At 61.0% G+C, this 22,533-nt stretch carries 24 protein-coding genes; 5 read left to right on the top strand and 19 right to left on the bottom strand.

Annotation, left to right across the window (positions count from 1 at the left end; genetic code table 11):
• Positions 1-111 precede the first annotated feature (111 nt).
• The 12 genes from lipA to CEC48_RS27845 all read right to left on the bottom strand — a co-directional run bounded on the left by lipA (position 112) and on the right by CEC48_RS27845 (position 11,511).
• Positions 112-1,131 carry a lipoyl synthase gene (gene lipA / locus CEC48_RS27900; protein WP_088426647.1) on the bottom strand — a complete coding sequence of 340 codons (1,020 nt, stop codon included), beginning with the start codon at positions 1,129-1,131 and terminating at the stop codon, positions 112-114.
• A 2-nt stretch (positions 1,132-1,133) separates the two neighbouring features.
• Positions 1,134-1,781 carry a lipoyl(octanoyl) transferase LipB gene (gene lipB, locus CEC48_RS27895; protein WP_088426646.1) on the bottom strand — a complete coding sequence of 216 codons (648 nt, stop codon included), beginning with the start codon at positions 1,779-1,781 and terminating at the stop codon, positions 1,134-1,136.
• Positions 1,781-2,056, bottom strand: coding sequence for a DUF493 domain-containing protein (locus CEC48_RS27890; RefSeq protein ID WP_003215438.1), 276 nt, complete (start codon positions 2,054-2,056; stop codon positions 1,781-1,783). Before CEC48_RS27890 ends, lipB begins: the two co-directional genes overlap by 1 nt.
• Positions 2,057-2,140: 84 nt before the next feature.
• Positions 2,141-3,298, bottom strand: a complete 1,158-nt coding sequence (locus CEC48_RS27885; RefSeq protein ID WP_088426645.1) for a D-alanyl-D-alanine carboxypeptidase family protein — start codon at positions 3,296-3,298, stop codon at positions 2,141-2,143.
• A gap of 184 nt (positions 3,299-3,482) precedes the next feature.
• Entirely contained in the window at positions 3,483-4,481 is a 999-nt protein-coding gene (locus tag CEC48_RS27880) for a septal ring lytic transglycosylase RlpA family protein (RefSeq protein ID WP_088426644.1), read from the bottom strand.
• Positions 4,481-5,494, bottom strand: a complete 1,014-nt coding sequence (mltB, locus tag CEC48_RS27875) for a lytic murein transglycosylase B (RefSeq protein WP_088426643.1) — start codon at positions 5,492-5,494, stop codon at positions 4,481-4,483. The genes CEC48_RS27880 and mltB overlap by 1 nt, the downstream gene beginning before the upstream one ends.
• Before the next feature lie 17 nt (positions 5,495-5,511).
• Positions 5,512-6,615: a rod shape-determining protein RodA gene (rodA, locus tag CEC48_RS27870; protein WP_050543221.1), complete on the bottom strand. Its 1,104-nt coding sequence runs from the start codon at positions 6,613-6,615 to the stop codon at positions 5,512-5,514.
• Positions 6,616-6,646: 31 nt separating this feature from the next.
• Complete coding sequence (gene mrdA, locus CEC48_RS27865; RefSeq protein WP_088426642.1) at positions 6,647-8,545, bottom strand: penicillin-binding protein 2; 1,899 nt, start codon at positions 8,543-8,545, stop codon at positions 6,647-6,649.
• A 15-nt stretch (positions 8,546-8,560) separates the two neighbouring features.
• Positions 8,561-9,028, bottom strand: a complete 468-nt coding sequence (gene rlmH / locus CEC48_RS27860) for a 23S rRNA (pseudouridine(1915)-N(3))-methyltransferase RlmH (protein ID WP_003185785.1) — start codon at positions 9,026-9,028, stop codon at positions 8,561-8,563.
• Between the two features lie 9 nt (positions 9,029-9,037).
• Entirely contained in the window at positions 9,038-9,532 is a 495-nt protein-coding gene (gene rsfS / locus CEC48_RS27855; protein WP_003215432.1) for a ribosome silencing factor, read from the bottom strand.
• A gap of 69 nt (positions 9,533-9,601) precedes the next feature.
• Entirely contained in the window at positions 9,602-10,246 is a 645-nt protein-coding gene (nadD, locus tag CEC48_RS27850; RefSeq protein WP_003215431.1) for a nicotinate-nucleotide adenylyltransferase, read from the bottom strand.
• Positions 10,246-11,511, bottom strand: coding sequence for a glutamate-5-semialdehyde dehydrogenase (locus tag CEC48_RS27845; protein WP_088426641.1), 1,266 nt, complete (start codon positions 11,509-11,511; stop codon positions 10,246-10,248). Before CEC48_RS27845 ends, nadD begins: the two co-directional genes overlap by 1 nt.
• A 176-nt stretch (positions 11,512-11,687) precedes the next feature.
• On the opposite strand from CEC48_RS27845, the gene CEC48_RS27840 reads away from it, so the two are divergent.
• Both CEC48_RS27840 and CEC48_RS27835 read left to right on the top strand, forming a co-directional pair.
• Positions 11,688-12,371: a DNA-3-methyladenine glycosylase gene (locus tag CEC48_RS27840; RefSeq protein WP_088426640.1), complete on the top strand. Its 684-nt coding sequence runs from the start codon at positions 11,688-11,690 to the stop codon at positions 12,369-12,371.
• Between the two features lie 148 nt (positions 12,372-12,519).
• Positions 12,520-13,836, top strand: a complete 1,317-nt coding sequence (locus tag CEC48_RS27835) for a bifunctional DedA family/phosphatase PAP2 family protein (protein WP_088426639.1) — start codon at positions 12,520-12,522, stop codon at positions 13,834-13,836.
• Here the strand turns inward: CEC48_RS27835 and CEC48_RS27830 are convergent.
• The 3 genes from CEC48_RS27830 to CEC48_RS27820 are packed head-to-tail and all read right to left on the bottom strand — an operon-like array spanning position 13,830 to position 15,520.
• The gene (locus tag CEC48_RS27830) at positions 13,830-14,423 is read right to left on the bottom strand and encodes an LON peptidase substrate-binding domain-containing protein (RefSeq protein ID WP_088426638.1); all 594 of its coding nucleotides are present in this window, start codon (positions 14,421-14,423) and stop codon (positions 13,830-13,832) included. The two genes, CEC48_RS27835 and CEC48_RS27830, sit on opposite strands and share 7 nt — an antisense overlap.
• A gap of 21 nt (positions 14,424-14,444) precedes the next feature.
• Complete coding sequence (locus CEC48_RS27825) at positions 14,445-15,161, bottom strand: LrgB family protein (RefSeq protein ID WP_088426637.1); 717 nt, start codon at positions 15,159-15,161, stop codon at positions 14,445-14,447.
• Positions 15,158-15,520 carry a CidA/LrgA family protein gene (locus CEC48_RS27820; protein WP_088426636.1) on the bottom strand — a complete coding sequence of 121 codons (363 nt, stop codon included), beginning with the start codon at positions 15,518-15,520 and terminating at the stop codon, positions 15,158-15,160. The genes CEC48_RS27825 and CEC48_RS27820 overlap by 4 nt, the downstream gene beginning before the upstream one ends.
• A 165-nt stretch (positions 15,521-15,685) precedes the next feature.
• Here CEC48_RS27820 and CEC48_RS27815 point away from each other — a divergent pair, with 165 nt between their 5' ends.
• The 3 genes from CEC48_RS27815 (at position 15,686) to CEC48_RS27805 (ending at position 18,632) form a co-directional block, all read left to right on the top strand.
• The gene (locus CEC48_RS27815; RefSeq protein WP_088426635.1) at positions 15,686-16,141 is read left to right on the top strand and encodes a MaoC family dehydratase; all 456 of its coding nucleotides are present in this window, start codon (positions 15,686-15,688) and stop codon (positions 16,139-16,141) included.
• Between the two features lie 102 nt (positions 16,142-16,243).
• Positions 16,244-17,962, top strand: coding sequence for a C13 family peptidase (locus CEC48_RS27810; RefSeq protein WP_088426634.1), 1,719 nt, complete (start codon positions 16,244-16,246; stop codon positions 17,960-17,962).
• Between the two features lie 28 nt (positions 17,963-17,990).
• A complete protein-coding gene (locus tag CEC48_RS27805) occupies positions 17,991-18,632 on the top strand; it encodes an oxidoreductase (protein ID WP_088426633.1) in 642 nt (213 codons plus the stop codon).
• 149 nt (positions 18,633-18,781) lie between these two features.
• On the opposite strand, the gene CEC48_RS27800 is transcribed toward CEC48_RS27805, so the two are convergent.
• The 4 genes from CEC48_RS27800 to CEC48_RS27785 all read right to left on the bottom strand — a co-directional run bounded on the left by CEC48_RS27800 (position 18,782) and on the right by CEC48_RS27785 (position 22,161).
• The gene (locus CEC48_RS27800) at positions 18,782-19,066 is read right to left on the bottom strand and encodes a YceK/YidQ family lipoprotein (RefSeq protein ID WP_088426632.1); all 285 of its coding nucleotides are present in this window, start codon (positions 19,064-19,066) and stop codon (positions 18,782-18,784) included.
• On the bottom strand, positions 19,059-19,688 hold the full coding sequence (ubiX, locus tag CEC48_RS27795; RefSeq protein WP_003219402.1) for a flavin prenyltransferase UbiX: 630 nt from the start codon (positions 19,686-19,688) through the stop codon (positions 19,059-19,061). The genes CEC48_RS27800 and ubiX overlap by 8 nt, the downstream gene beginning before the upstream one ends.
• The gene (gene mpl, locus CEC48_RS27790) at positions 19,685-21,034 is read right to left on the bottom strand and encodes a UDP-N-acetylmuramate:L-alanyl-gamma-D-glutamyl-meso-diaminopimelate ligase (RefSeq protein WP_088426631.1); all 1,350 of its coding nucleotides are present in this window, start codon (positions 21,032-21,034) and stop codon (positions 19,685-19,687) included. Before mpl ends, ubiX begins: the two co-directional genes overlap by 4 nt.
• Positions 21,035-21,261: 227 nt before the next feature.
• On the bottom strand, positions 21,262-22,161 hold the full coding sequence (locus CEC48_RS27785) for a hypothetical protein (protein WP_256579789.1): 900 nt from the start codon (positions 22,159-22,161) through the stop codon (positions 21,262-21,264).
• Between the last annotated feature and the right edge of the window lie 372 nt (positions 22,162-22,533).

The raw sequence follows: 22,533 nt of genomic DNA, 5'->3' as shown, positions 1-22,533 counted from the left end.
CGGGCTTGCTCGCGAATGCGGTGTGTCAGTCACTAGTGCTTTGACTGACCGATTGCATTCGCGAGCAAGCCCGCTCCCACATGGGGCTCGCAGTGTCCGGCATTCCGTGTATCAGGAAACCAGGCTGGCCTTGACCAGTTTCGCCTGCTCATCGGCGTGGTACGAGGAACGTACCAGCGGGCCGGAAGCGACGTTCTTGAAGCCCATCTTGTAGCCTTCTTCGGCAAACCAGGCGAATACGTCCGGGTGCACGAAGCGCTGTACCGGCAAGTGGCTGCGGGACGGCTGCAGGTACTGGCCGAGGGTCAGCATGTCGATGTCGTGTTCGCGCATGCGCTTCATGACTTCGATGACTTCTTCGTCGGTTTCGCCCAGGCCCAGCATCAGGCCGGATTTGGTCGGAATGTGCGGCATCATCTGCTTGAAGCGTTGCAGCAGGGTCAGCGACCACTGGTAGTCCGAACCTGGACGCGCAGCCTTGTAAAGGCGCGGCACGGTTTCCAGGTTGTGGTTGAACACATCCGGCGGCTCGGCAGCGGTGATTTCCAGCGCTACGTCCATACGGCCACGGTAGTCCGGCACCAGGGTTTCGAGCATCACGTTCGGCGACAGCTTGCGGATCTCGCGGATGCAGTCGGCAAAGTGCTGGGCACCGCCGTCACGCAGGTCGTCGCGGTCTACCGAGGTGATGACTACATACTTGAGCTTCAGGTCGGCAATGGCGATAGCCAGGCTTTGCGGCTCGTTGACGTCCAGTGGCTTCGGCCGGCCGTGGCCAACGTCGCAGAACGGGCAACGACGGGTGCAGATGTCACCCATGATCATGAAGGTGGCGGTGCCGCCGGAGAAGCACTCGCCCAGGTTCGGGCAGGACGCTTCTTCGCACACGCTGTGCAGCTTGTGTTTGCGCAGCAGGGCCTTGATGCGGTCGACTTCCGGCGAAACCGGGATGCGCACGCGAATCCAGTCAGGCTTTTTCGGCAGTTCGGTGGTCGGAATGATCTTCACCGGGATGCGTGCAACCTTCTCGGCGCCGCGCAGCTTGACGCCGGCTTCTACCTTGGCACGCGGGGCCGGACGCTCGGTGACATCCAGCGTCGGGATCATGGTTTGCACAGCATCAGTAGTCATAATCAGTCGATTCCGCCCGTTAGGGTCGTCTGCTCAGCATAGTCGAGGTGTTTGACGAGCTGCGCGCGCAGCCGGGCACTTACCTCGGCAAATTCTAGTGGTGTTGCGTGATCGCTCAACTGGGTCATCGCCAAACCGGCGTAACCACAGGGATTGATCCGTCGAAACGGCGCCAGGTCCATGTCCACGTTCAAGGCCAGGCCATGAAAGGAACAACCGTGGCGAATCCGCAGGCCCAGGGAGGCGATTTTCGCGCCCTCTACGTAAACCCCCGGTGCATCCGGCTTGGCCGCTGCGGTTACACCGTAGCTGGCCAGCAGCTCGATCAGGCATGACTCCATGCGACTGACCAGTTCACGCACGCCAAAACCCAGCCTGCGCACGTCCAGCAACAGATAAGCCACCAATTGGCCTGGGCCATGGTAAGTCACCTGCCCGCCGCGGTCGACCTGCACCACCGGGATTTCTCCCGGCAGCAGCAAATGCTCGGCCTTGCCGGCCTGGCCCTGGGTGAAAACCGGCGGGTGCTCCACCAGCCAGATTTCATCCGCAGCTTCAGTACCGCGCTCGTTGGTGAACCGTTGCATGGCGTGCCACACCGGCTCGTATGCCATTTGGCCGAGCTCGCGAAAGCCCAGGGTCTGTGACATCACAACACCATGTGCACGAAGCCGGTAGCCCGCAATTCGCTATTGATGTTGTAGAGCTGGTCCTGGTCAGTCGCAACGATGTGCAACTGAATGGTGGTGTACTTGCCGTTGGTGCTTTGACGCTCATCCACACGGTCATGGTTGATCGTTGCGTGTTTCTTGACGATCTCGATGATCTTGTCTTTGTTGCCCACACCCGTATCGCTGATCACCTTGACGGGATAGTCCACGTTTGGGAATTCGATCTTTGGCGCCTTTACTTCGGTATCGGTCATGGCGTAACGGCCTCGTAAGCGTAAGCCGTGGCGACGGGCATAACCCCGCGCCGGATCAGCGCGGGGTCATGCAGGTGCACACTATCAGTTGAACAAGCTGTAGAAGAATAGACGGATGCTATCCCACACGCGTCGGAAGATACCACCTTCGTCGACGGCGTCCAGAGCGATCAGGTCGGCGCTGTGCACCACCTTGTCGTCCAGCTTCACTTCGACTTTACCGATGACATCGCCCTTGGCGATCGGTGCAACCAATTGCGGGTTCATGGTCATGCTGGCCGCGAGCTTCTTGAGCTGGCCTTTAGGCATGGTCAGGGTCAGGTCTTCAGCCAGGCCGGCCTTGACTTGATGGGTCGCGCCTTTCCACACAGGGGCTTGAGCCAGCTCGGTGCCTTTCTGATAGAAGGTCTGGGTTTCGAAGAAACGGAAGCCATAGGTCAGCAGCTTCTGCGTCTCGGCTGCACGGGCCTGCTCGCTGTTGGTACCGAATACCACGGCAATCAGACGCTGGCCATCACGCACAGCAGACGACACCATGCAGTAGCCGGCTTCTTCGGTGTGGCCGGTTTTCAGACCATCGACGGTCTTGTCACGCCACAGCAACAGGTTGCGGTTAGGCTGCTTGATGTTGTTCCAGAAGAACTCTTTCTGGGAGTAGATCGCGTAGTGCACCGGGTCGACACGAATGATCGCGCGCGCCAGGATCGCCATGTCGTGCGCCGACGAGTAGTGCTCCGGGTTCGGCAGGCCGGTCGGGTTCATGAAGTGGCTGTTGGTCATGCCCAGGTCGGCCACGGTTTTGTTCATCATGTCGGCGAACGCGTCTTCGCTGCCGGCAATGTGCTCGGACAGAGCCACGCTGGCGTCGTTACCCGACTGGATGATGATGCCGTGCAGCAGGTCGCTGACCGTGACCTGCGAGCCAACCTTGATGAACATCCGCGAACCGCCGGTACGCCAGGCGTTTTCGCTGACGGTCACCGGATCGTTTTCACCGATCTGGCCGCGACGGATTTCCAGGGTCGCGATGTAGGCGGTCATCAGCTTGGTCAGGCTGGCTGGGGGCAGGCGCTGGTCACCGTTGTTCTCCACCAGCACGTTACCGCTGGCGGCATCCATGAGCACCCAGGCCTTGGCGGCCAGTTGCGGTGAAGCCGGCACCATTTCCACTGCCCAGGCGGCAGGGGTGATGATCAGCGGAACTAGCAGGCACAGGCGTTTGGCTAAGGTGGTGATGTTCATCCGTCTCTCGAAATTGCTTATGGAAACTTGCCCTCGCGGGCAAAACTATTCAGACAGCCCGTCGCCAGACTGTCGCGTGTTCGGTTGTACGCCCACCCCTTGCCCCTGGGTTTTTATTGTTCACGAGCCAACAACCAGGGCTCAAACCCGCATGCGAGCCTGAGCCATCAATCCTTTGTACTGCTTATTCGGCGGTGACCACGCTGGGTTGCCCCAGGTTGGCCATACGCACACTGTTCTGCACTTGCGCAACTTCGCCAGGCGTTCCGATCGGGCCCATGCGCACTCGGTGCAGGGTCTGCTGGTTACGCACAATAGAGCTGATGAACACCGGCGCGTTGACCATCCCGCTGAGCTTGGACCTTAACAGCTCTGCCGCGTCCGGGTTGGCGAAAGCGCCAACTTGCAGGTACTGGCCGCCCACGGTCGAGGCTCCCGGTGCTGCATGCGGTATGACCACCGTGTCGGGAGCGTGCTGCGCCGGTGGCGGTGTCCACTGCTCGATCTTGCCGGCGGATGCGGTCACTTGCGGTTGCGGGGTTTGCGGTTCGTTGAGCATCAACGGCGCCGGCTTGCCACGCTGGGCCCAGTACTGGGCCGGGTCGATACCTTCAACCTTCACGCGTGCCGTGCCGATCTCGGCATACCCGAGTTTCTTCGCGGCGGCGTAGGACAAGTCGATGATCCGGTCCGAATAGAACGGCCCACGGTCGTTGACCCGCAGGATCACCATGCGGTTGTTGTCCAGGTTGGTCACGCGTACATAGCTGGGCAACGGCAAGGTCTTGTGGGCCGCGCTCATGCCGTACAGGTCATACACTTCGCCGTTGGCGGTGTTCTGGCCATGGAATTTGGTCCCGTACCAGGACGCAGTGCCCGACTGGACATAGGTCTTGGAGTCTTGCAGCGGAAAGTAATTTTTACCCAGCACGGTATAGGGGTTGGCCTTGTAAGGGCCGGTGTGCAGGGTCGGCGTGGCATCCGGGATTTTCGAGACATCCACATCCCACCACGGCGCGCCGTCTTTGTGGGCGCGGTTGATATCCAGCCCCGGTTGGGAGCGGATCGCGGTGCCGCCGGCTTTTTGCACGGGGGCACGACTGGTGGAGCAACTGACCACCAATAACGACAATGCGGCGTAGGCCACCAGCTTCAGGGGTTTGTACATCGGTGATACCGGCATTACTTGACGCCCCGTGCTTGGACCAGCATGTCTGACAGCTGATGCACGGCCATGGCGTACATCACACTGCGGTTATAACGCGTGATTGCGTAGAAATTCTTCAGGCCCATCCAATATTCCGGGCCGTTTTCGCCTTCGAGGCGGAACGCTGTCACCGGCATATCATCGCGTGGCGCATTCTGACCCGACCAGCCCAGCGCCCGCAACTCCCCGACCGTCTTGACCGGTTCGATACCCTGGGTCAGGCCTTCGTCGGCACGGTCGCCAGTGACATCGGCACGTATCACTACCGGTTCGCCCGCTACCCAGCCGTGACGCTTGAAGTAGCTGGCAACGCTGCCGATGGCATCATCGGGGTTGCTCCAGATATTGATATGGCCGTCACCGTCGAAATCCACGGCATACGCCCGAAAGCTGCTCGGCATGAACTGCGGCAAGCCCATGGCACCGGCGTAGGAGCCCTTGAGGGTCAACGGGTCGACCTGTTCTTCACGGGCCAGCAGCAGGAACTCGCGCAGTTCCTTGCGGAAGAATTCGGCGCGCGGCGGGTAATCGAAGCCCAGGGTCGACAAGGCGTCGATCACCCGGTAGCTGCCGGTGTTGCGGCCGTAGAAGGTTTCGATGCCGATGATCGCCACAATCACCTGGGCCGGAACGCCGTATTCCTGCTCGGCGCGGGCCAACACGGCTTCGTGCTGGCGCCAGAAGTCCACGCCACGCGCCACGCGGGCGTCGGTGAGGAACATAGGGCGATATTCCTTCCACTGCTTCACGCGTTCGGCGGGCCGGGAGATGGCATCGAGGATGGCCTGCTTGCGCTGGGCCTCACGGAACACACCCATCAGTTGTTCACCGGCGAAACCATAGTCACGGGTCATCTCACCGACAAACTCGGCGACCTGGGGCGAACCGTCGTAGTCGCCGGCCTGCGCTTCCTGCACAGCGGCTCCCAGCAGGCCCAGCAGGCCCATCCAGGACACGTGCCGAGCAGCCCAGCCGCGCATTACTTGCATTGACATCTTCACCTTATTCAAACCTGTGCGATCCACTTGCGATGGGTATGGATCGACATCAAAACCCCAAACGCTGACATCAATGTCACCAGCGAAGTTCCGCCGTAGCTAATGAACGGCAACGGCACCCCAACCACCGGCAACAGGCCACTGACCATACCGATGTTGACGAAAACGTAAACAAAAAACGTCATGGTGAGGCTGCCGGCGAGCAATTTGCCGAACAGCGTTTGCGCCTGGGCGGTAATCACCAGGCCGCGACCGATCAGCAGCAGGTAGATCAGCAGCAGTGCGCAGATGCCCACCAGCCCGAACTCCTCGCCCATCACCGCGATAATAAAGTCGGTGTGGCTTTCCGGCAAAAAGTCCAGGTGCGACTGGGTGCCCAGCAGCCAGCCCTTGCCGAATACGCCGCCGGAGCCGATAGCGGCCTTGGACTGGATGATGTTCCAGCCGGTGCCCAGCGGGTCGCTCTCCGGGTCGAGGAACGTGAGGATTCGCTGCTTCTGATAGTCGTGCATGAAGAAGAACCACATGGCCACGGCCACCGGCACGGCCGCTGCCAGCACGCTGAGGATCCAGCGCCAGCGCAGGCCGCCCATGAACAGCACGAACGCGCCGCCCGCGAGGATCAGCAGCGAGGTGCCGAGGTCGGGCTGGCGCACGATCAGGATAAACGGTACGCCGATCAAGATCAGGCTGATGCCCACGTGCTTGAGCTGGGGTGGCAGTGTGCGTTTTGACAGGTACCAGGCGATGGTTGCCGGCATCAAAATCTTCATGAATTCCGACGGCTGGAAACGAATCACCCCCGGGATGTTAATCCAGCGTGTGGCGCCCATGGCGTTGTGACCCATGACGTCCACCACCACCAGCAGCAACACGCCGGCGACGTAACCCAGTGGCACCCAGCGCGCCATGAAGCGCGGTTCCAGCTGCGCGATCACCACCATCGACAACAGGCCCAGGCCAAACGAGGACGCCTGCTTGATCAGCAGGTCCCAGTTCTTGCCACTGGCCGAATACAGGACGAACAGGCTGCCGGCGGCCAGGGTCAGCAGCAGGATCAGCAACGGGCCATCAATGTGCATGCGCTGTAACAAGGTAGCGCGACGGCGCATCACATCCTCGCTGGAGAGGATGCGATCAAAATTACTCTTCACGGGCCGTAGCCTCCACGCTTGAAGGGGTGCCGCCATATTCGGGCTTGAGCTTGCCGTCTTCGGTCAACAGCCAGGCATCCATGATTTGACGTACCACGGGCGCTGCCACGCCGGAACCGGATTCACCGTTCTCGACCATCACCGCCACGGCGATTTTCGGGTTGTCAGCCGGGGCAAAGCCGACGAACAAGGCGTGGTCGCGGTGGCGTTCCTGAACTTTGGATCGGTCGTATTTCTCGCCCTGCTTGATCGCGACCACCTGGGCCGTACCACTCTTGCCGGCAATCCGGTACTGCGCACCCACCGCCGCTTTACGCGCGGTACCCCGGGCGCCGTGCATCACTTGCTGCATGCCATGGTTGACCTTGGTCCAGTCGGACGGGTCACGCAGCACAATGTCGGGAATCGGGTTTTCATCCACCGGGCGTTCGCCCTCGATGGTCTTGGCCAAATGCGGACGGTTCCACACACCCTTGTTGGCCACCAGCGCCGTGGCCTGAGCCAGTTGCAGCGGCGTGGCCTGCATATAGCCCTGGCCGATCCCCAAAATCAGGGTTTCACCCGGGAACCACGCCTGGCGACGCGTCGCACGCTTCCACTCGCGGGACGGCATCAGGCCCGGCGATTCTTCGAACATGTCCAGGGAGACTTTCTGACCGAGGCCGAACTTGCCCATGTAGGTCGACAGCCGATCAATCCCCAGCTTGTGCGCCAGGTCATAGAAGTAGGTGTCGTTGGAACGCATGATCGCCGTGTCCAGGTCCACATAGCCATCGCCGGTGCGGTTCCAGTTACGGTATTTGTGATCGTAGTTGGGCAGCATGTAGTAGCCGGGGTCGAACACGCGGCTCGACGCCGTGACCACGCCCGAGTCCAGGCCGGCAATCGCCACCGCCGGCTTGATGGTCGAGCCCGGTGGATACAGGCCGCGCAGCACGCGGTTGAACAGCGGCCGGTCGATGGAATCACGCAGCTCGGCGTAGGCCTTGAAGCTGATCCCGGTGACAAACAGATTCGGGTCGAAACTCGGCTGGCTGACCATCGCCAACACCTCGCCAGTGCTCGGGTCCAGCGCCACCACGGCACCCCGGCGACCACCCAGGGCCATCTCCGCCGCTTCCTGCAACTTGATGTCCAGGCTCAGCACGATGTCCTTGCCGGGAACCGGGTCGGTGCGCTTGAGCACCCGCAGCACGCGGCCACGGGCGTTGGTCTCGACTTCCTCGTAACCCACCTGGCCGTGCAGTTCCGGCTCGTAGAAACGCTCGATGCCGGTCTTGCCGATATGGTGGGTGCCGCTGTAGTTGACCGGGTCGAGGGTCTTGAGCTCTTTCTCGTTGATCCGGCCCATGTAGCCGACCGAATGCGCGAAGTGCGCCCCTTGTGGGTAATGACGCACCAACTGCGCCACGACTTCCACACCCGGCAGCCGGAACTGGTTCACCGCGATCCGGGCGATCTGCTCTTCGGTCAGCTCGAACAGGATCGGCACCGGCTCGAACGGCCGGCGCCCCTGCTTCATGCGTTTTTCGAAGATCACCCGGTCTTCCGGCGTCAGTTGCAGCACTTCGACGATCACATCGAGGATTTGCTGCCAGTCGCCGGAGCGCTCGCGGGTCATGCTCAGGCTGAAGCTGGGCCGGTTATCCGCTACCACCACGCCATTGCGGTCGAAAATCAGCCCACGGGTCGGCGGAATCGGCTGCACGTGCACCCGGTTGTTTTCCGACAATGTGGAGTGATAGTCGTACTGGATCACCTGCAGGAAATACAGGCGGGCAATCAGCACCGCAAACAGCGTCGACACCATGATCGCGCCAAATACCACCCGAGCGCGTACCAGACGTGCGTCTTTCTCGTGGTCCTTGATGCGGATCGGCTGGGTCATCGGGAAAGGCGCAGATTATTTGTGGTAAGGGTGCCCGGACAGAACTGTCCAGGCGCGATACAGCTGTTCACCGATCAGGATTCTTACCAACGGGTGCGGCAGTGTCAGGGGCGACAGCGACCAGCGCTGGTCCGCCCGCGCGCACACTTCCGGTGCCAGCCCTTCGGGGCCGCCGACCATGAAGTTCACCGTACGCGAATCCAGGCGCCAGCGATCCAGCTCCACCGCCAACTGCTCGGTGCTCCAGGGCTTGCCATGCACTTCGAGGGTCACGATCCGCTCGTTGGGCCCGACCTTGGCCAACATGGCTTCGCCTTCCTGACGGATAAAGCGGGCCACGTCGGCATTCTTGCCCCGGGTGTTGAGCGGTATTTCTACCAGTTCCAGCGCCAATTCGGATGGCAGGCGCTTGGCATATTCATGCCAGCCTTCTTCCACCCACTTGGGCATGCGTGAACCGACAGCGATCAGACGCAGGCGCACAGCCGTTCCTTATTCCTGGTCTTTGTTGAGCTTGTCGAAGTGCGCGTGGCCGACTTCCGGGCTGTGGTGCTTGCCATCAGCAGCACGGCTCTGCTCGGCGCCTTTCCACAGACGCTCCAGGTCGTAGAACTGACGGGCGTTGCTGGTCATCATGTGAACGATCACGTCGTCCATGTCCAGCAGCACCCAGTCGCTGTCGCCCTTGCCTTCTTCACCCAATGGCTTGACGCCCTGGGCTTTGACTGCTTCGCGAACCTTGTCCAGCATCGCGCCGATCTGACGGTTGGAGGTACCGGTGGCGATGATCATGAAGTCGGTGATGCTCTGCTTGTCGCGCACGTCCAGGACTTGAATGTCCTGGGCCTTCACGTCTTCCAGGGCAGCCACGGCGACCTTGACCAGCTCTTCGCCGGCCAGCTCAGGGCCGGTGTGGGCTTCTACTGGCAGAGGAGCGCTCTTGAACGTGCCTTTGCGCTTAACTTTGCTTACGTCTTTGTTCGTCATATAAAACTCGTTTTGCTCGTATGTTCGGGCGCTCGCTGCACGAATGTTCGTGCGATCAAGCGCGCCTTTTCAGTTCGACGCACGGTAAAGCCCGTGCGCATCGATGTAGGCCAGGACCGCGTCAGGCACCAGGAAACGTACCGACTTCCCGCTGGCCAGCAGTTGACGGATCTGGGTGGCAGACACCGCAAGCGGGGTTTGCCAGACGAATGCAATATTCCCGCTCGGCCCGGTCAGGGCCAAAGGGTCACTTACCGACCGCGCTGCCAGCAGGTTGCGCAAGGCATCCGGCGATTCTGCGTCGGCATCCGGGCGTTGCAGCACCAGGATGTGGCAATGCTGGAGCAACTCTTCCCAGCGGTGCCAAGTGGGCAGGCCGCAAAACGCGTCCCAGCCCAAAAGTAGAAATAACTGGTCATCCGCGGCCAACTCGGCCCGCATCAGTTCCAGGGTGTCGACAGTGTAGGACGGTTTGTCGCGCTTGAGTTCGCGGTCGTCCACCACCAGCGGTGCAATGCCGGCCACAGCGAGGCGGACCATCTCCAGGCGCTGCTGCGCAGACACCTGCGGCGTGTCGCGATGCGGCGGCCGGGCATTCGGTGCCAGGCGCAGTTCATCCAGCCCAAGGGCGTCCGCGACTTCCAGTGCACTGCGCAAATGGCCGATGTGCACGGGGTCGAAGGTGCCGCCGAGCAGCCCGATGCGTTTACCCATCAAGTGCGCACATGACCGTCACCGAACACCACGTACTTCTCGCTGGTCAGCCCTTCCAGGCCAACCGGGCCGCGTGCGTGGAGCTTGTCGGTAGAGATACCGATCTCCGCCCCCAGGCCATACTCGAAGCCGTCGGCAAAACGCGTCGAGGCGTTGACCATCACCGAAGCGGAATCCACTTCGTTGAGGAAACGCCGGGCATCGCTGAAATGCTCGGTGACAATAGCGTCGGTGTGCTTGGAGCCGTAGTGGTTGATGTGGTCGATGGCCTGGTCCAGGTCGTCGACGATGCGGATCGAGAGGATCGGCGCCGTGTATTCGGTGTACCAGTCTTGCTCGGTGGCTTCGATCACGTCGCTGCCGAGGATCGCCCGGGTACGCTCGCAACCGCGCAGCTCAACGCCCTTGTCACGGTAGATGGCAGCCAGCGGCGGCAGCACGCGATCGGCAATGCCGGCGTGCACCAACAGGGTTTCCATGGTGTTGCACGGGGCGTAGCGGTGGGTCTTGGCGTTGTCGGCGATGCGGATCGCCTTGTCGAGGTCGGCGGCGATGTCGATGAACACGTGGCAGACGCCGTCCAGGTGCTTGATAACGGGCACCTTGGCATCACGGCTAACGCGCTCGATCAGGCTCTTGCCGCCGCGCGGAACGATCACATCAACGAATTCAGGCATGGTGATCAGCGCGCCAACGGCGGCGCGGTCAGTGGTTTCGACCACTTGCACCACTTCGGCCGGCAATTCGGCCACGGCCAGGCCCTGCTGAATGCACGCAGCGATGGCACGGTTGGAATTGATGGCCTCGGAACCGCCCCGCAGGATGGTGGCGTTGCCGGACTTGAGGCACAGGCTCGCGGCGTCGATGGTCACGTTCGGGCGCGACTCATAGATGATGCCGATCACGCCCAGGGGCACGCGCATCTTGCCAACCTGAATGCCCGATGGCAGGTAACGCATGTCGCGGATTTCACCGATGGGGTCAGGCAGCTTGGCCACCTGACGCAAACCTTCGATCATGTCGTCGATACGTTCCGGCGTCAGCGCCAGGCGGTCCAGCAACGCAGGCTCCAGACCATTGGCCCGGCCATTGGCCAAATCCAGTTCATTGGCGGCCGTCAGCTCGGAGCGCGAAGCATCCAGAGCGTCGGCGGCAGCCAGCAAGGCACGGTTCTTCTGCGCGGTGCTCGCACGGGCGATCAACCGCGAGGCCTGACGGGCAGCGCGACCCAGGCGGGTCATGTAGTCAAGAACGGACTCAGTCATGGTCTGGTGGGGTCTTGGCAAAGAGGAAAGCGGCAGATTATAGCTGTGACGCAGCGCGACTGACAGCGGTGAGGGGCGGATGGTCGAAATGAACTGTAAAAACCCGACGTTCAGCGGGAATTAAGGCTGGAGTTGTTATCATCCTGTCACATTTAGCCGTATTACCTTTGATCGCCATGTCCAGTTTTTCGCCCTTGATCCCCGCCAACGCCCTGCCCGACGGCTTTTTTGACCGTGACGCGCAGCTGCTCGCGCGGGAACTGCTGGGAAAAGTCATTCGCCATCGCGTCGGTGATTTGTGGCTGTCGGCGCGAATTATCGAAACCGAAGCCTATTACCTCGCCGAAAAAGGCAGCCACGCGTCCCTGGGCTACACAGAAAAGCGTAAGGCTTTGTTTCTGGATGGCGGCCACATCTATATGTACTACGCCCGTGGCGGTGATTCGCTGAACTTCAGCGCCCATGGCCCGGGCAACGCGGTGCTGATCAAATCGGCCTATCCGTGGGTCGACGAAGTGTCCGGCCCGGCCAGCCTGGCGCAGATGCTGCTGAACAACCCGGACGCCAGCGGCCGGCCGCGCCCCTCGCAAAAGCTGTGCGCGGGCCAGACCCTGCTGTGCAAGGCCTTGGGTTTGAAGGTGCCGATGTGGGACGCCAAGCGCTTTGATCAGGAGCGGCTGTATGTCGAAGACGTGGGCCTGGCGCCCGAACAGATTATTCAGACCACCCGCCTGGGCATTCCGGGCGGGCGCGATGAACACCTGATGTACCGCTTTGTGGATGCCGGCTATGCGCCATATTGCACACGGAACCCGCTGCGCCGGGGCCAGGTCGAAGGTCGCGACTATTTTTTGATTTGAAATATACAAGTCCTCTGTAGGAGCGAGCTTGCTCGCGAAAAACCTGAGAGCGCCGCGTTAAACCCGAAAGCCCGCGCAATCGTTAACGACCATCGCGAGCAAGCTCGCTCCTACAGGGGGTCAGTGTTCACAAAAGGAGTTTGTTTTTATGGGCCCATGGCTCGATGGCATTACCGGCTGGCTGACCCTGAACCCGCAATGGCTGGCCGTGGCGGTGTTTATCGTGGCGTGCGTGGAGTGCCTGGCCATTGCCGGCCTGATCGTACCGGGCACGGTGTTGCTGTTCGCCATCGCCGCACTGGCCGGCAGCGGCGCGTTGTCCCTTGGGGAAACGCTGTTGCTGGGCTTCCTCGGCGGCGTGCTGGGCGATGTTGTTTCCTACTTCCTGGGTCGACATTTCCATCAGAACATCCGGCGCCTTCCTGGCCTGCGGCATCACCCTGAATGGATGAGCGGCGCCGAGGCTTACTTTCAGAAGTACGGCATCGCCAGCCTGCTGGTAGGACGCTTCATCGGCCCGCTACGACCAATGCTGCCGATGGTCGCGGGCATGTGCGACATGCCCTTCCCGCGCTTTGCCGCCGTGAGCTTGCTGGCCGGCGCGGGCTGGTCAGTGGCCTACCTGCTGCCGGGCTGGGCCACCGGTGCGGCCTTCCGCCTGCCATTGCCCGAAGGCTTCTGGCCCGAGGCCGGGATTGTTGCCGCGTGCCTCGCGGTATTGATCGGGGTGAGCCTCAACAGCAGCCTGCGCGGGCACCGGCGCGCCACGCTGTGGATCGGCTGCATCGGCGGCACGCTGCTGATCGCGCTGTTTATCGGCTATCACTACCTGAACGAGTTTGACCAAGGCCTGATGGCCCTGGTGCAGGAACACCGCGGCCCGGCGATCGACCGGGCGATGGTGATGGTGACCCAGCTCGGCGAGTTCAAGAAGATGTTTGTCGCCAGCGCCGTGTTGACCGGCCTGCTGGTCGTGGCGCGGCAATGGCGCCAGGCAATCTTTGTCGGTGCCACTCTGCTGGGCGCGGCGCTGATCAACACCGGGACCAAGCTGTTTTTTGCGCGGATGCGCCCGGAAGTACTGACCGACCCACTCACCAGCTTCAGCATGCCCAGCGGCCATGCGTCCGGCTCGTTTGCGTTCTTTTTGGCGCTGGCCGTGCTGGCCGGCCGTGGTCAACCGACCCGCCTGCGCTTGACCTGGCTGGTGCTGGGTTGCATCCCCGCCGCCACCATCGCCGTGTCCCGGGTGTACCTGGGCGCGCATTGGCCGACGGATATCCTGGCGGGCACCTTGCTGGCGATGACGGTCTGCGCCTTCAGCCTGACCTTAAGCCAGCGCAACAGCCTGTTGCCGCCTATGCCGCCGAAAGTCTGGTGGTTGATCTTGCCGGTGTGTGGCGTGGTGCTCGGCGTCATCGCGTTTACCGGCACTTCCCACGCGTTGCTCAGGTATGCCTACTGAGTAAACAGTTCGCCCTGCAGCTCATCCAGCAATAGCTGAATCGCATCCAGCCGTTGCTGCGGGTCGTCGAGTTGCAGCAGGTCGATCTTGTCAGCCTCGGTGAAAGGCAGCAGGTACGCCAGCTGATTGCCCAACGCTTGCTGGCCATCTGCGTGGGTGCCCATGTCCAGGGACGCAACCATCGGGTGCTCAGCCAGGGCGTGGAGCAGCGCCAGCAAGTCGGCGTCTTCCTCTTCAAGCGGCTGCTCGGGGTGCTCGTCCAGCCACTGCACCTCGGCCACCAGCAGTTGGTCCTTCTGCACTCCGGCGTCGCGAACACGGAAACGCCGGCCACCCTCGACCCGAATGCCCAACAGGCCATTGTCCTGCTGCTTGAAGTCGCGAATCAGCGCTTCGCAGCCAATCAACGCGTAGCCGTCCGGGGCCAGCCCCACTTCCTTGCCGTCGAGGATGCACACCACGCCAAAGCTTTCGCCCTTTTTCATGCAGCGGCTGATCATGTCCAGGTAGCGCACCTCGAACAATTGCAGGTCGAGGGTGCACCCGGGAAACAGCACGGTATTGAGCGGGAAAAGCGCCAGACTCATAAAGGTTTCCTTAAACCCGACTTAAATAACCAGCGACACGGCCAACGGCAAGAATACTGCCGTGGCCACGCCCATCAAACTCATGGCCAGCGCCGCAAAGGCGCCGGTTTCTTCGCTTTCCTGCAAGGCCACCGACGTACCCACGGCGTGAGCGGTCATGCCCAGCGCCATCCCGCGCGCCTCGGGGCTGTGCACGCCCAGGCGTGACAAATAGGCCGGCCCGATCATGGCGCCGATCACCCCGGTGATCAGCACAAAAACCGCCGCCAATGCCGCCACGCCACCGATCTGCTCAGCCACCAGCATCGCAATCGGCGACGTCACAGACTTGGGCGCCATGGTCATCAGCATCATGTGTTCCGCGCCAAACCACCAGCCCAACAGCACGCACAGACCGGTGGCCAAGACACCTCCCACTACCAGCGTAGTAAAAATCGGCCAGAACAATTGGCGAATCCGTCGCAGATTCAGGTAAAGCGGCACCGCCAGGGCTACCGTCGCCGGGCCCAGCAGGATGCTCATGATCTCGGTGCTCTTGCGGTACTCGACGTACGTCAGGCCACACCCGAGCAGCACGCCAATCACCAGCAGCATCGACACCAGCACCGGTTGCAGGAAAATCCAGCGGGTTTTCTCATAACCGGCCAGCACCAGTTGATAGGCGCCGAGGGTGATGCCGATGCCAAACAAGGGGTGATGAATCACGGCGGTCCAGGCGCCCTGCCAATCCAGTGTCATTGGCTCTCCTCCCGCTGCGCCTGGCGCTTGACCAGTTTTTGCATCAACACGCCGACAAAGCCCATGGCGATCACCAGCGACAACACCAACGCGCCGACGATGGCCCAGAAGTCGGCGGCGATGTCTTTGGCATACACCATCACACCCACCGCCGGCGGCACCAGTAGTAACGGCAAGTAACGCAGCAGACTGCTGGCCGCCAGGCTCAGGGGCTCGCCGACTTCGCCGCGCCATATCAAGAAAGCCAGCATCAGCAGCAACCCAATAATCGGCCCCGGCAACACCGGGACAAACAAATGATTGATCGCCGTGCCGAGCAATTGAAACAGCACCAGCCATGTCAGACCGCGTAACAGCATCCGTTTTCCCCCCTTAAAGCGTGTCGGCATTATAAGCACGCCGCCTCTATGGAACGGCATTCGCCAAAAGCATGGTGGGTTGACCGTACCAAGTGCCCGTGATGATCTACATTGGTTCTCTGGACCTGCCCAAAAATACAAAATGATGAACCAAGGAGAGTCGCAATGCCCTCAGTACCCGTAGCGCAACTCAAGAATTATGTCGGCAAGGAACTGGGACGTTCTGCATGGCTCACCATCGACCAGGAGCGCATCAACCTGTTCGCGGAGGCCACCGGCGATTTTCAGTTCATCCACGTCGACCCGGTGAAAGCCGCCCAGACGCCGTTTGGCGGCACCATCGCCCACGGTTTCCTGTCGCTGTCGCTGATTCCCAAGCTGATCGAAGACATCCTGATCATGCCCGAAGGCCTGAAGATGGCGGTCAACTATGGCTTGGACAGCGTGCGCTTCATCCAGCCGGTGAAGGTTGATTCCAAGGTACGCCTGGCCGTGACCCTGACCGACGCCACCGAAAAAAAACCCGGCCAATGGCTGCTTAAAGCCACCTGCACCCTGGAAATCGATGGCCAGGAAAAACCTGCGTATATAGCCGAGTCGTTGTCACTCTGCTTCGTCTGAGCATTGTTGTGGTGAGCCCGGCCGCTCACCACAATTCATGTAAATTTATGTATAGATCTTGCAGCTGCGGCATACTCGGCGCTCAATTATCCGGATCCCGCTATGCGCCCACTCGCCCCCCTTGCTCTTGTCCTGTTGCTCACCGCGTGCGGCGACGGCGAATCGCTGTTGCCGCCTGACGCGCGGCTGCCCGATGGCGGTCGTTACCGTGGCGATGTGATCAATGGCTTGCTGCAAGGTCAGGGCCGGGTGGATTACCCCAACGGCAGCTGGTACGCCGGCCAGTTCGATAAAGGCCAGTGGCACGGCCAGGGCGAATGGCATGGCAGCAACGGCGAGGTCTATAAAGGCCAGTTCCAGCAGGGCCTGTTCGACGGCCAGGGCAGCCTGACCACGTCGGGCAACAGCTACGTCGGTGGTTTCAAGCAAGGCAAACGCAACGGCGAAGGCACCCTCAAAGAAGGGCAAATGACCTATCGCGGCGAATTCAAGGACGACCAGTATTCCGGCCTCGGCCGCCTCGAACTGGCCGACGGCAGCCAGTACCAGGGCCAGTTCGCCCACGGCAAACCCAACGGCGAAGGCCAGCGCAACGACGACAGCGGCAACCAGTTCAGCGGTCGCTTCGTGGATGGCCAACTGGAGGGCAACGGCACCTTCAACAGCGCCGACGGCGACATGTACATCGGCCACTTCAAACAGAACCAGCTCAACGGCAAGGGCCGCTATGAAAACGCCGACGGCGACGTGTGGATCGGCGAATTCAAGGAAGGCGCCCTCAGCGGCAAGGGCGAACTGATTGGTATCGACGCCAGCCACTACGTCGGCCAATTCGTCGACTGGCGCTTCACAGGCTCCGGCCGCCTGAACCTCACTGATGGCAGCTTCTATATTGGCGGCTTCGACAGCGACAGTTATCAAGGCCAAGGCACCCTGGTGCTCACCGACGGCACCGTGCAGGCCGGTACCTGGGCCAACGGCATGCGTGTGCGCGACGCCGATGGCAAGTTGCTGCCCGACCCGCTGGAAACCGGCTTGCTGGCCCAGGGCCGCTTGCTCGATGCGGCGCTTGCTGCAGTGCCCGTCTCCACCAAAGCGGTGGAGCTGTACACCCTGGTGGTGGCCGGCGACGGCAAACAAAGCGTATTCCTGCGTGAGGCCGACTACGTCAGCAACATGCTCGCTACCCGCTTCGGCGCCTATGGCCAGATCCGCCTGGTGAACCACCGCGATCATATCGCCGACCGCCCGATGGCGACCCGCGAAAGCCTGCGCCGCTCGGTCCAGACCCTGGCCGAACGCAGCGGGCCCGAAGACCTGGTGTTCATCTACCTGACCAGCCACGGTACCCACGAACACGAACTGGTGCTCGACCAGCCGCGCATGGAACTGGCCGACCTGCCGGCCGATGAGCTGGCCGCCGTGCTGGCACCGCTGAAGAACCGCGACAAGATCATCGTGATTTCGGCCTGCTATTCCGGTGGTTTCATTCCGGCCCTGAAAGACGAGCACACCCTGATCATGACCGCCTCGCGGGCCGACCGCGTGTCGTTCGGCTGCTCCGAAGAGGCCGACTTCACCTACTTCGGCGACGCCCTCTTCGCCCAGGCCTTCAACCAGACCGACGATTTGCAGCAAGCCTTCAGACTGGCGCAAACCCACGTGGCCGAACGCGAACAGGCGGATAACTTCGAAGCCTCCGAACCACAGATCTGGGCCCCCAAAGGCGTGATTGCCCATTGGCAATTATTACGCAAACAGCAGGCACGAAAAGCGCTGGAAAGCGTCTCAATGAATAGCAAGGAAGCGAAGAGCAACTAAGCTGAAACTGTATCTAGGGGGAAACACCATGTACCTGACGCCTCAGCATATCTTGCTCGCCGGAGCCTCCGGCCTGACCGGGGAACACCTGCTGGACCGCCTGCTCAACGAGCCGACAGTGACCCGGGTGCTGGCGCCCAGCCGCAAGCCTTTGGCCGAGCATCCACACCTGGAAAACCCGGTGGGCGACCCGGCGGTGTTCCTGCCGCAGCTGAGCGGCCAGGTAGACATCGCCTTCTGCTGCCTGGGCACCACCATCAAACAGGCCGGTTCCGAAGAAGCCTTTCGCGCCGTCGACCTGGACATGGTCGTGGCCTTTGCCAAGCGGGCGCGGGAAATGGGCGCGCGGCACCTGATCGTGATCAGCGCGATTGGCGCCGATCCGAAATCCTCGATCTTCTACAACCGCGTCAAGGGCGAAATGGAAAAGGCGCTGAAGACTCAGGGCTGGCCGCAGTTGACCATCGTCCGGCCTTCGCTGTTGCTGGGCGAGCGGTTGGAGCCACGCTTGGCCGAGCAACTGGCCGGGCCGCTGTCGCGTCTGATTCCGGGCAAGTATCACGGCATTGAAGTGTGCGAACTGGCGCGCGCGATGTGGCGGCTGGCGCTGGAAGAGCAGGATGGGGTGCGGGTTGTGGAGTCGGACGAATTACGCAAACTCGGTAAATAACCAGTATTTCAAGGCAGGACACAATCAAAATGTGGGAGCGGGCTTGCTCGCGAAAGCGTAGTGTCAGTCGATACATCAGTTGACTGGACCACCGCTTTCGCGAGCAAGCCCCACACATTGGACTTTCTGTTACTCCTGAGATTACGTATCTACAACCCGCCCGTCGCGTTAAACCCAACCCCTAACACCGTCAACACCGACAGCGGCAACAGCAGCGTATCGAGCAAGGCGCTTGCCGGCAGGTCCACATGGGGATAGCTCGGCGCCTCGGCCCCAAAGCGATCCATCGCGCAGCACCCACCCTGAATCGCATACATATCCAGCCGCGTCCCGGCATACACCACCGGCGCCCCGGGTTGCGCCGCGTCCAGCGTGCGCGCCGTCGCGCAACCGGTCAGTTGCAGCGCCAGCCACACCATCAATAGTTTATTCATCACTGCTCAAATGGTGTTCGCCCCAGCGCGGCAGCATGTCTTGAGGGATATTCAGCAGGTTGAGAATCCGCGCCACCACAAAGTCCACCAGGTCATCGATGGTTTGCGGCTGGTGATAAAAGCCCGGCGATGCGGGCAGGATGGTCACGCCCATGTTCGACAGCTTGAGCATGTGCTCCAGGTGGATACTCGAATACGGTGCCTCGCGCGGCACCAGAATCAACTGGCGGCGCTCCTTCAAGGTCACGTCCGCCGCACGCTCGATCAGGTTGTTGCAGGCACCCGTGGCGATCGCCGACAGCGTCCCGGTGGAACACGGCACCACCACCATCGCGGCCGGCGCACCGGAGCCCGAAGCCACCGGCGACATCCAGTCTTCCTTGCCATAAACCTTGATCTGCCCCGCCGCCGCACCGGTGTATTCGGTGAGGAAGGCCTGCATCATCTGCACCTTGGGCGGCAACGCGACATCAGTCTCGGTGGCCAGCACCAGTTGCGCGGCCTTGGAGATCAGGAAGTGCACCTCGCGGTCTTCGCGCACCAGGCAGTCCAGCAGGCGCAAGCCATACGGTGCGCCGGACGCACCGGTCATCGCCAGGGTGACGCGCTCCGGGCCGCTCATTTCAACGCCTCTGCCAGCTTGCCGTGCAGGCCGCCGAAGCCGCCGTTGCTCATGATCACCACATGGGTGCCGGGCCGGGCCTGATGTTTCACCTGCTCGATGATGCCTTGCAGAGAGTCACAGCAAACGGACGGCACCGTGCACAACGCGGCGATGGCGGGCAGGTCCCAGCCGAGGTTGGCCGGTGCATACCAGACCACTTGGTCGGCATCGTTGACGCTTTCCGGCAAACCATCGCGGTGGGCGCCCAGCTTCATGGAGTTGGAGCGCGGCTCGATAATCGCGATCACTTGGGCGTCGCCCACGCGCTTGCGTAAGCCATCCAGGGTGGTGGCAATGGCCGTCGGGTGGTGGGCAAAGTCGTCGTAGATGGTAATCCCATTCACTTCAGCGACCTTTTCCATGCGCCGCTTGACGCTCTTGAATGCGCTCAAGGCGGCGATGCCCATGGACGGCACCACGCCCACATGCCGCGCCGCGGCCAGGGTGACCAAGGCGTTGGCGACATTGTGCTGGCCCGTCATGTCCCAATCGACGATGCCCTGGACGAGGCCTTCGAACAACACTTCAAATTTGGAGCCGTCTTCGCTCAGCAGCTTGACCTGCCACTGCCCGCCCGCGCCGGTGGTTTGTACCGGGGTCCAGCAGCCCATCTCGATGACTCGCTGCAAGGCGGGTTCGGTGGTTGGGTGAATCACCAGGCCTTCGCTCGGGATGGTGCGCACCAAGTGGTGAAACTGTCGCTCGATGGCCGGCAGATCGGGGAAGATGTCGGCGTGATCGTACTCCAGGTTGTTCAGGATTGCCGTGCGCGGGCGGTAGTGAACGAACTTGGAGCGCTTGTCGAAGAATGCGCTGTCGTATTCATCCGCCTCGATGACAAAAAAGGGTGTATCGCCGAGGCGCGCCGACACCGCGAAATTCTGTGGCACACCGCCGATCAGGAAGCCCGGGCTCATGCCCGCATGCTCCAGCACCCAAGCCAGCATGCTGCTGGTGGTGGTCTTGCCGTGGGTACCGGCAACGGCAAGCACCCAACGACCTTGCAACACGTGGTCTGCCAGCCATTGCGGGCCAGACACGTAAGGCAAACCTTTATTCAGTACATATTCGACCGCCGGGTTGCCACGCACCATGGCATTGCCGATCACTACCAGGTCCGGGACCGGGTCGAATTGCGCCGGATCGTAACCCTGGGTCAGCTCAATGCCTTGGGCCTGCAGTTGCGTGCTCATGGGTGGGTAAACGTTGGCATCGGAGCCAGTAACATGATGGCCCAGTTCTTTGGCAAGGACTGCCATCGACCCCATGAAGGTGCCGCAAATACCGAGAATATGAATGTGCATAGTCGACCTCGTAAAACATCGAGGCAGGTTAGCGCAGGGAGGGGAAAATCGCACTCTTTAGCTGTAGGACGCAGGCCTTGAGGGCTGGCCGCCATTGCCTGTCAGAGCGCTCCGGGCGTAGGGAAACATTCAATAAGTCCGTTGCCACAGGATACATGCATGGCATCGGACCTATCGCCAGTTTGAATGAGCATCATCCATGACTCGAAAGTTTATGCCGGGTTATGTCACACGACTTTTGCTTCGGAAGACTCCGCCGGCAAATCCGCCGTCTTCATGTACAACAACTTCCCTACAAACTTATTTAATGCTTCGAATTTTTTATCAATAACGTCCATACGACTTTTCTCGTCAGTGCCTTCTGCGGAAGTGGCAATGTAAGGCCGGAACAGCATGTCATGTTCATCACCCAGACTTTTAAGTTGTTCCTCGGCAGTCTTATACAAGGCTTCAAGCGTTTCCAGTCGTTCGCTGGGCGTGCGCGATGAGGAGTCGCTCATCTGCAGTGCCGGAGCATCAGTTCCCTGACGCATTGCCATTACATTGTTGGCGATGACCTCAATGCGCAGCTCGGCGAGCCCCAAACGCGCGACCGTCGTACCCGCCTCGGAGTCCTGCGCGGCAACGACCGGTTCTGTCTCGTTGGTTTGAGCGACAGGCACCTGCTTGCTGGGGGCAGGCTGGTGAGCTGGAGGGAGCAGCGGCGTATTGTTTGAAAACTGGGCTTTGATTGTCTCGCCAGACCAGACCGAGCCTGCGTAGGTACCAATACTCAACGGAGCGCTGACCAGCCCGCTTATACCCGCACTGACAAAGGCGTCGCGAGCAACCGTCGACGCGGCAGGCGAGGTGTTGAACACACCGGCCTTGACCAGGCGATCAGCAACCATCAGGTTTTGGGCCACCTGCACCATATCTTTCGGGTTTGCGCTGACCTGAGGTTTGAACGGTCGGTTGGCAGTCCCTTGATTCATCAATTTTTGTTGTGTCAGCGTTTGAAAGGTATTGGTTTTGTCGAGTTTGGCTGGGGCTGTATTTTTTTCTGTGCCCGGGTTTTTCCCTAGAGAGGTTTTGTTTGGGAAGCCCTTTTGAGCATGGGGACTGCCGAGGCTACCGGTACGCACCACCGGAGGATTTGCTCCGCCAGCGTGCCTGCTCCCTCCCGTATTGGTTACTGGTGGCGTATTCGTCGAGGACGAAGTGGGCCGAACTTTAAAAGACATAGTTATCACCTCAATCGTTGTTACTGTTTACGCGCAAGCGCCATTGGCAAGTTATCGGGAGATCCGACACTCACCAACTGAGTAACCTAAAAGATAATTAACGTTCCAGAAAGCAGACATCCACACACGGAAATATATGACAATTGATCGTAAGCGCTCCATAAACCCCACCGACTTCAAGATGGGTAATGCGCCTAGCTAGGCGATGCCGGCGAGCAGTTCCACGGTAACAGCGCTTCGTAATCTTCAACCGAGGTCGCCATTGGCAGCCGTTCT

The organism is Pseudomonas sp. K2I15 (assembly GCF_002204795.1).
In the GTDB taxonomy this organism is placed as follows: domain Bacteria; phylum Pseudomonadota; class Gammaproteobacteria; order Pseudomonadales; family Pseudomonadaceae; genus Aquipseudomonas.
The sequence above is the reverse complement of the archived record's forward strand: the minus strand, read 5'-3'. Positions and strand labels throughout refer to the sequence as shown.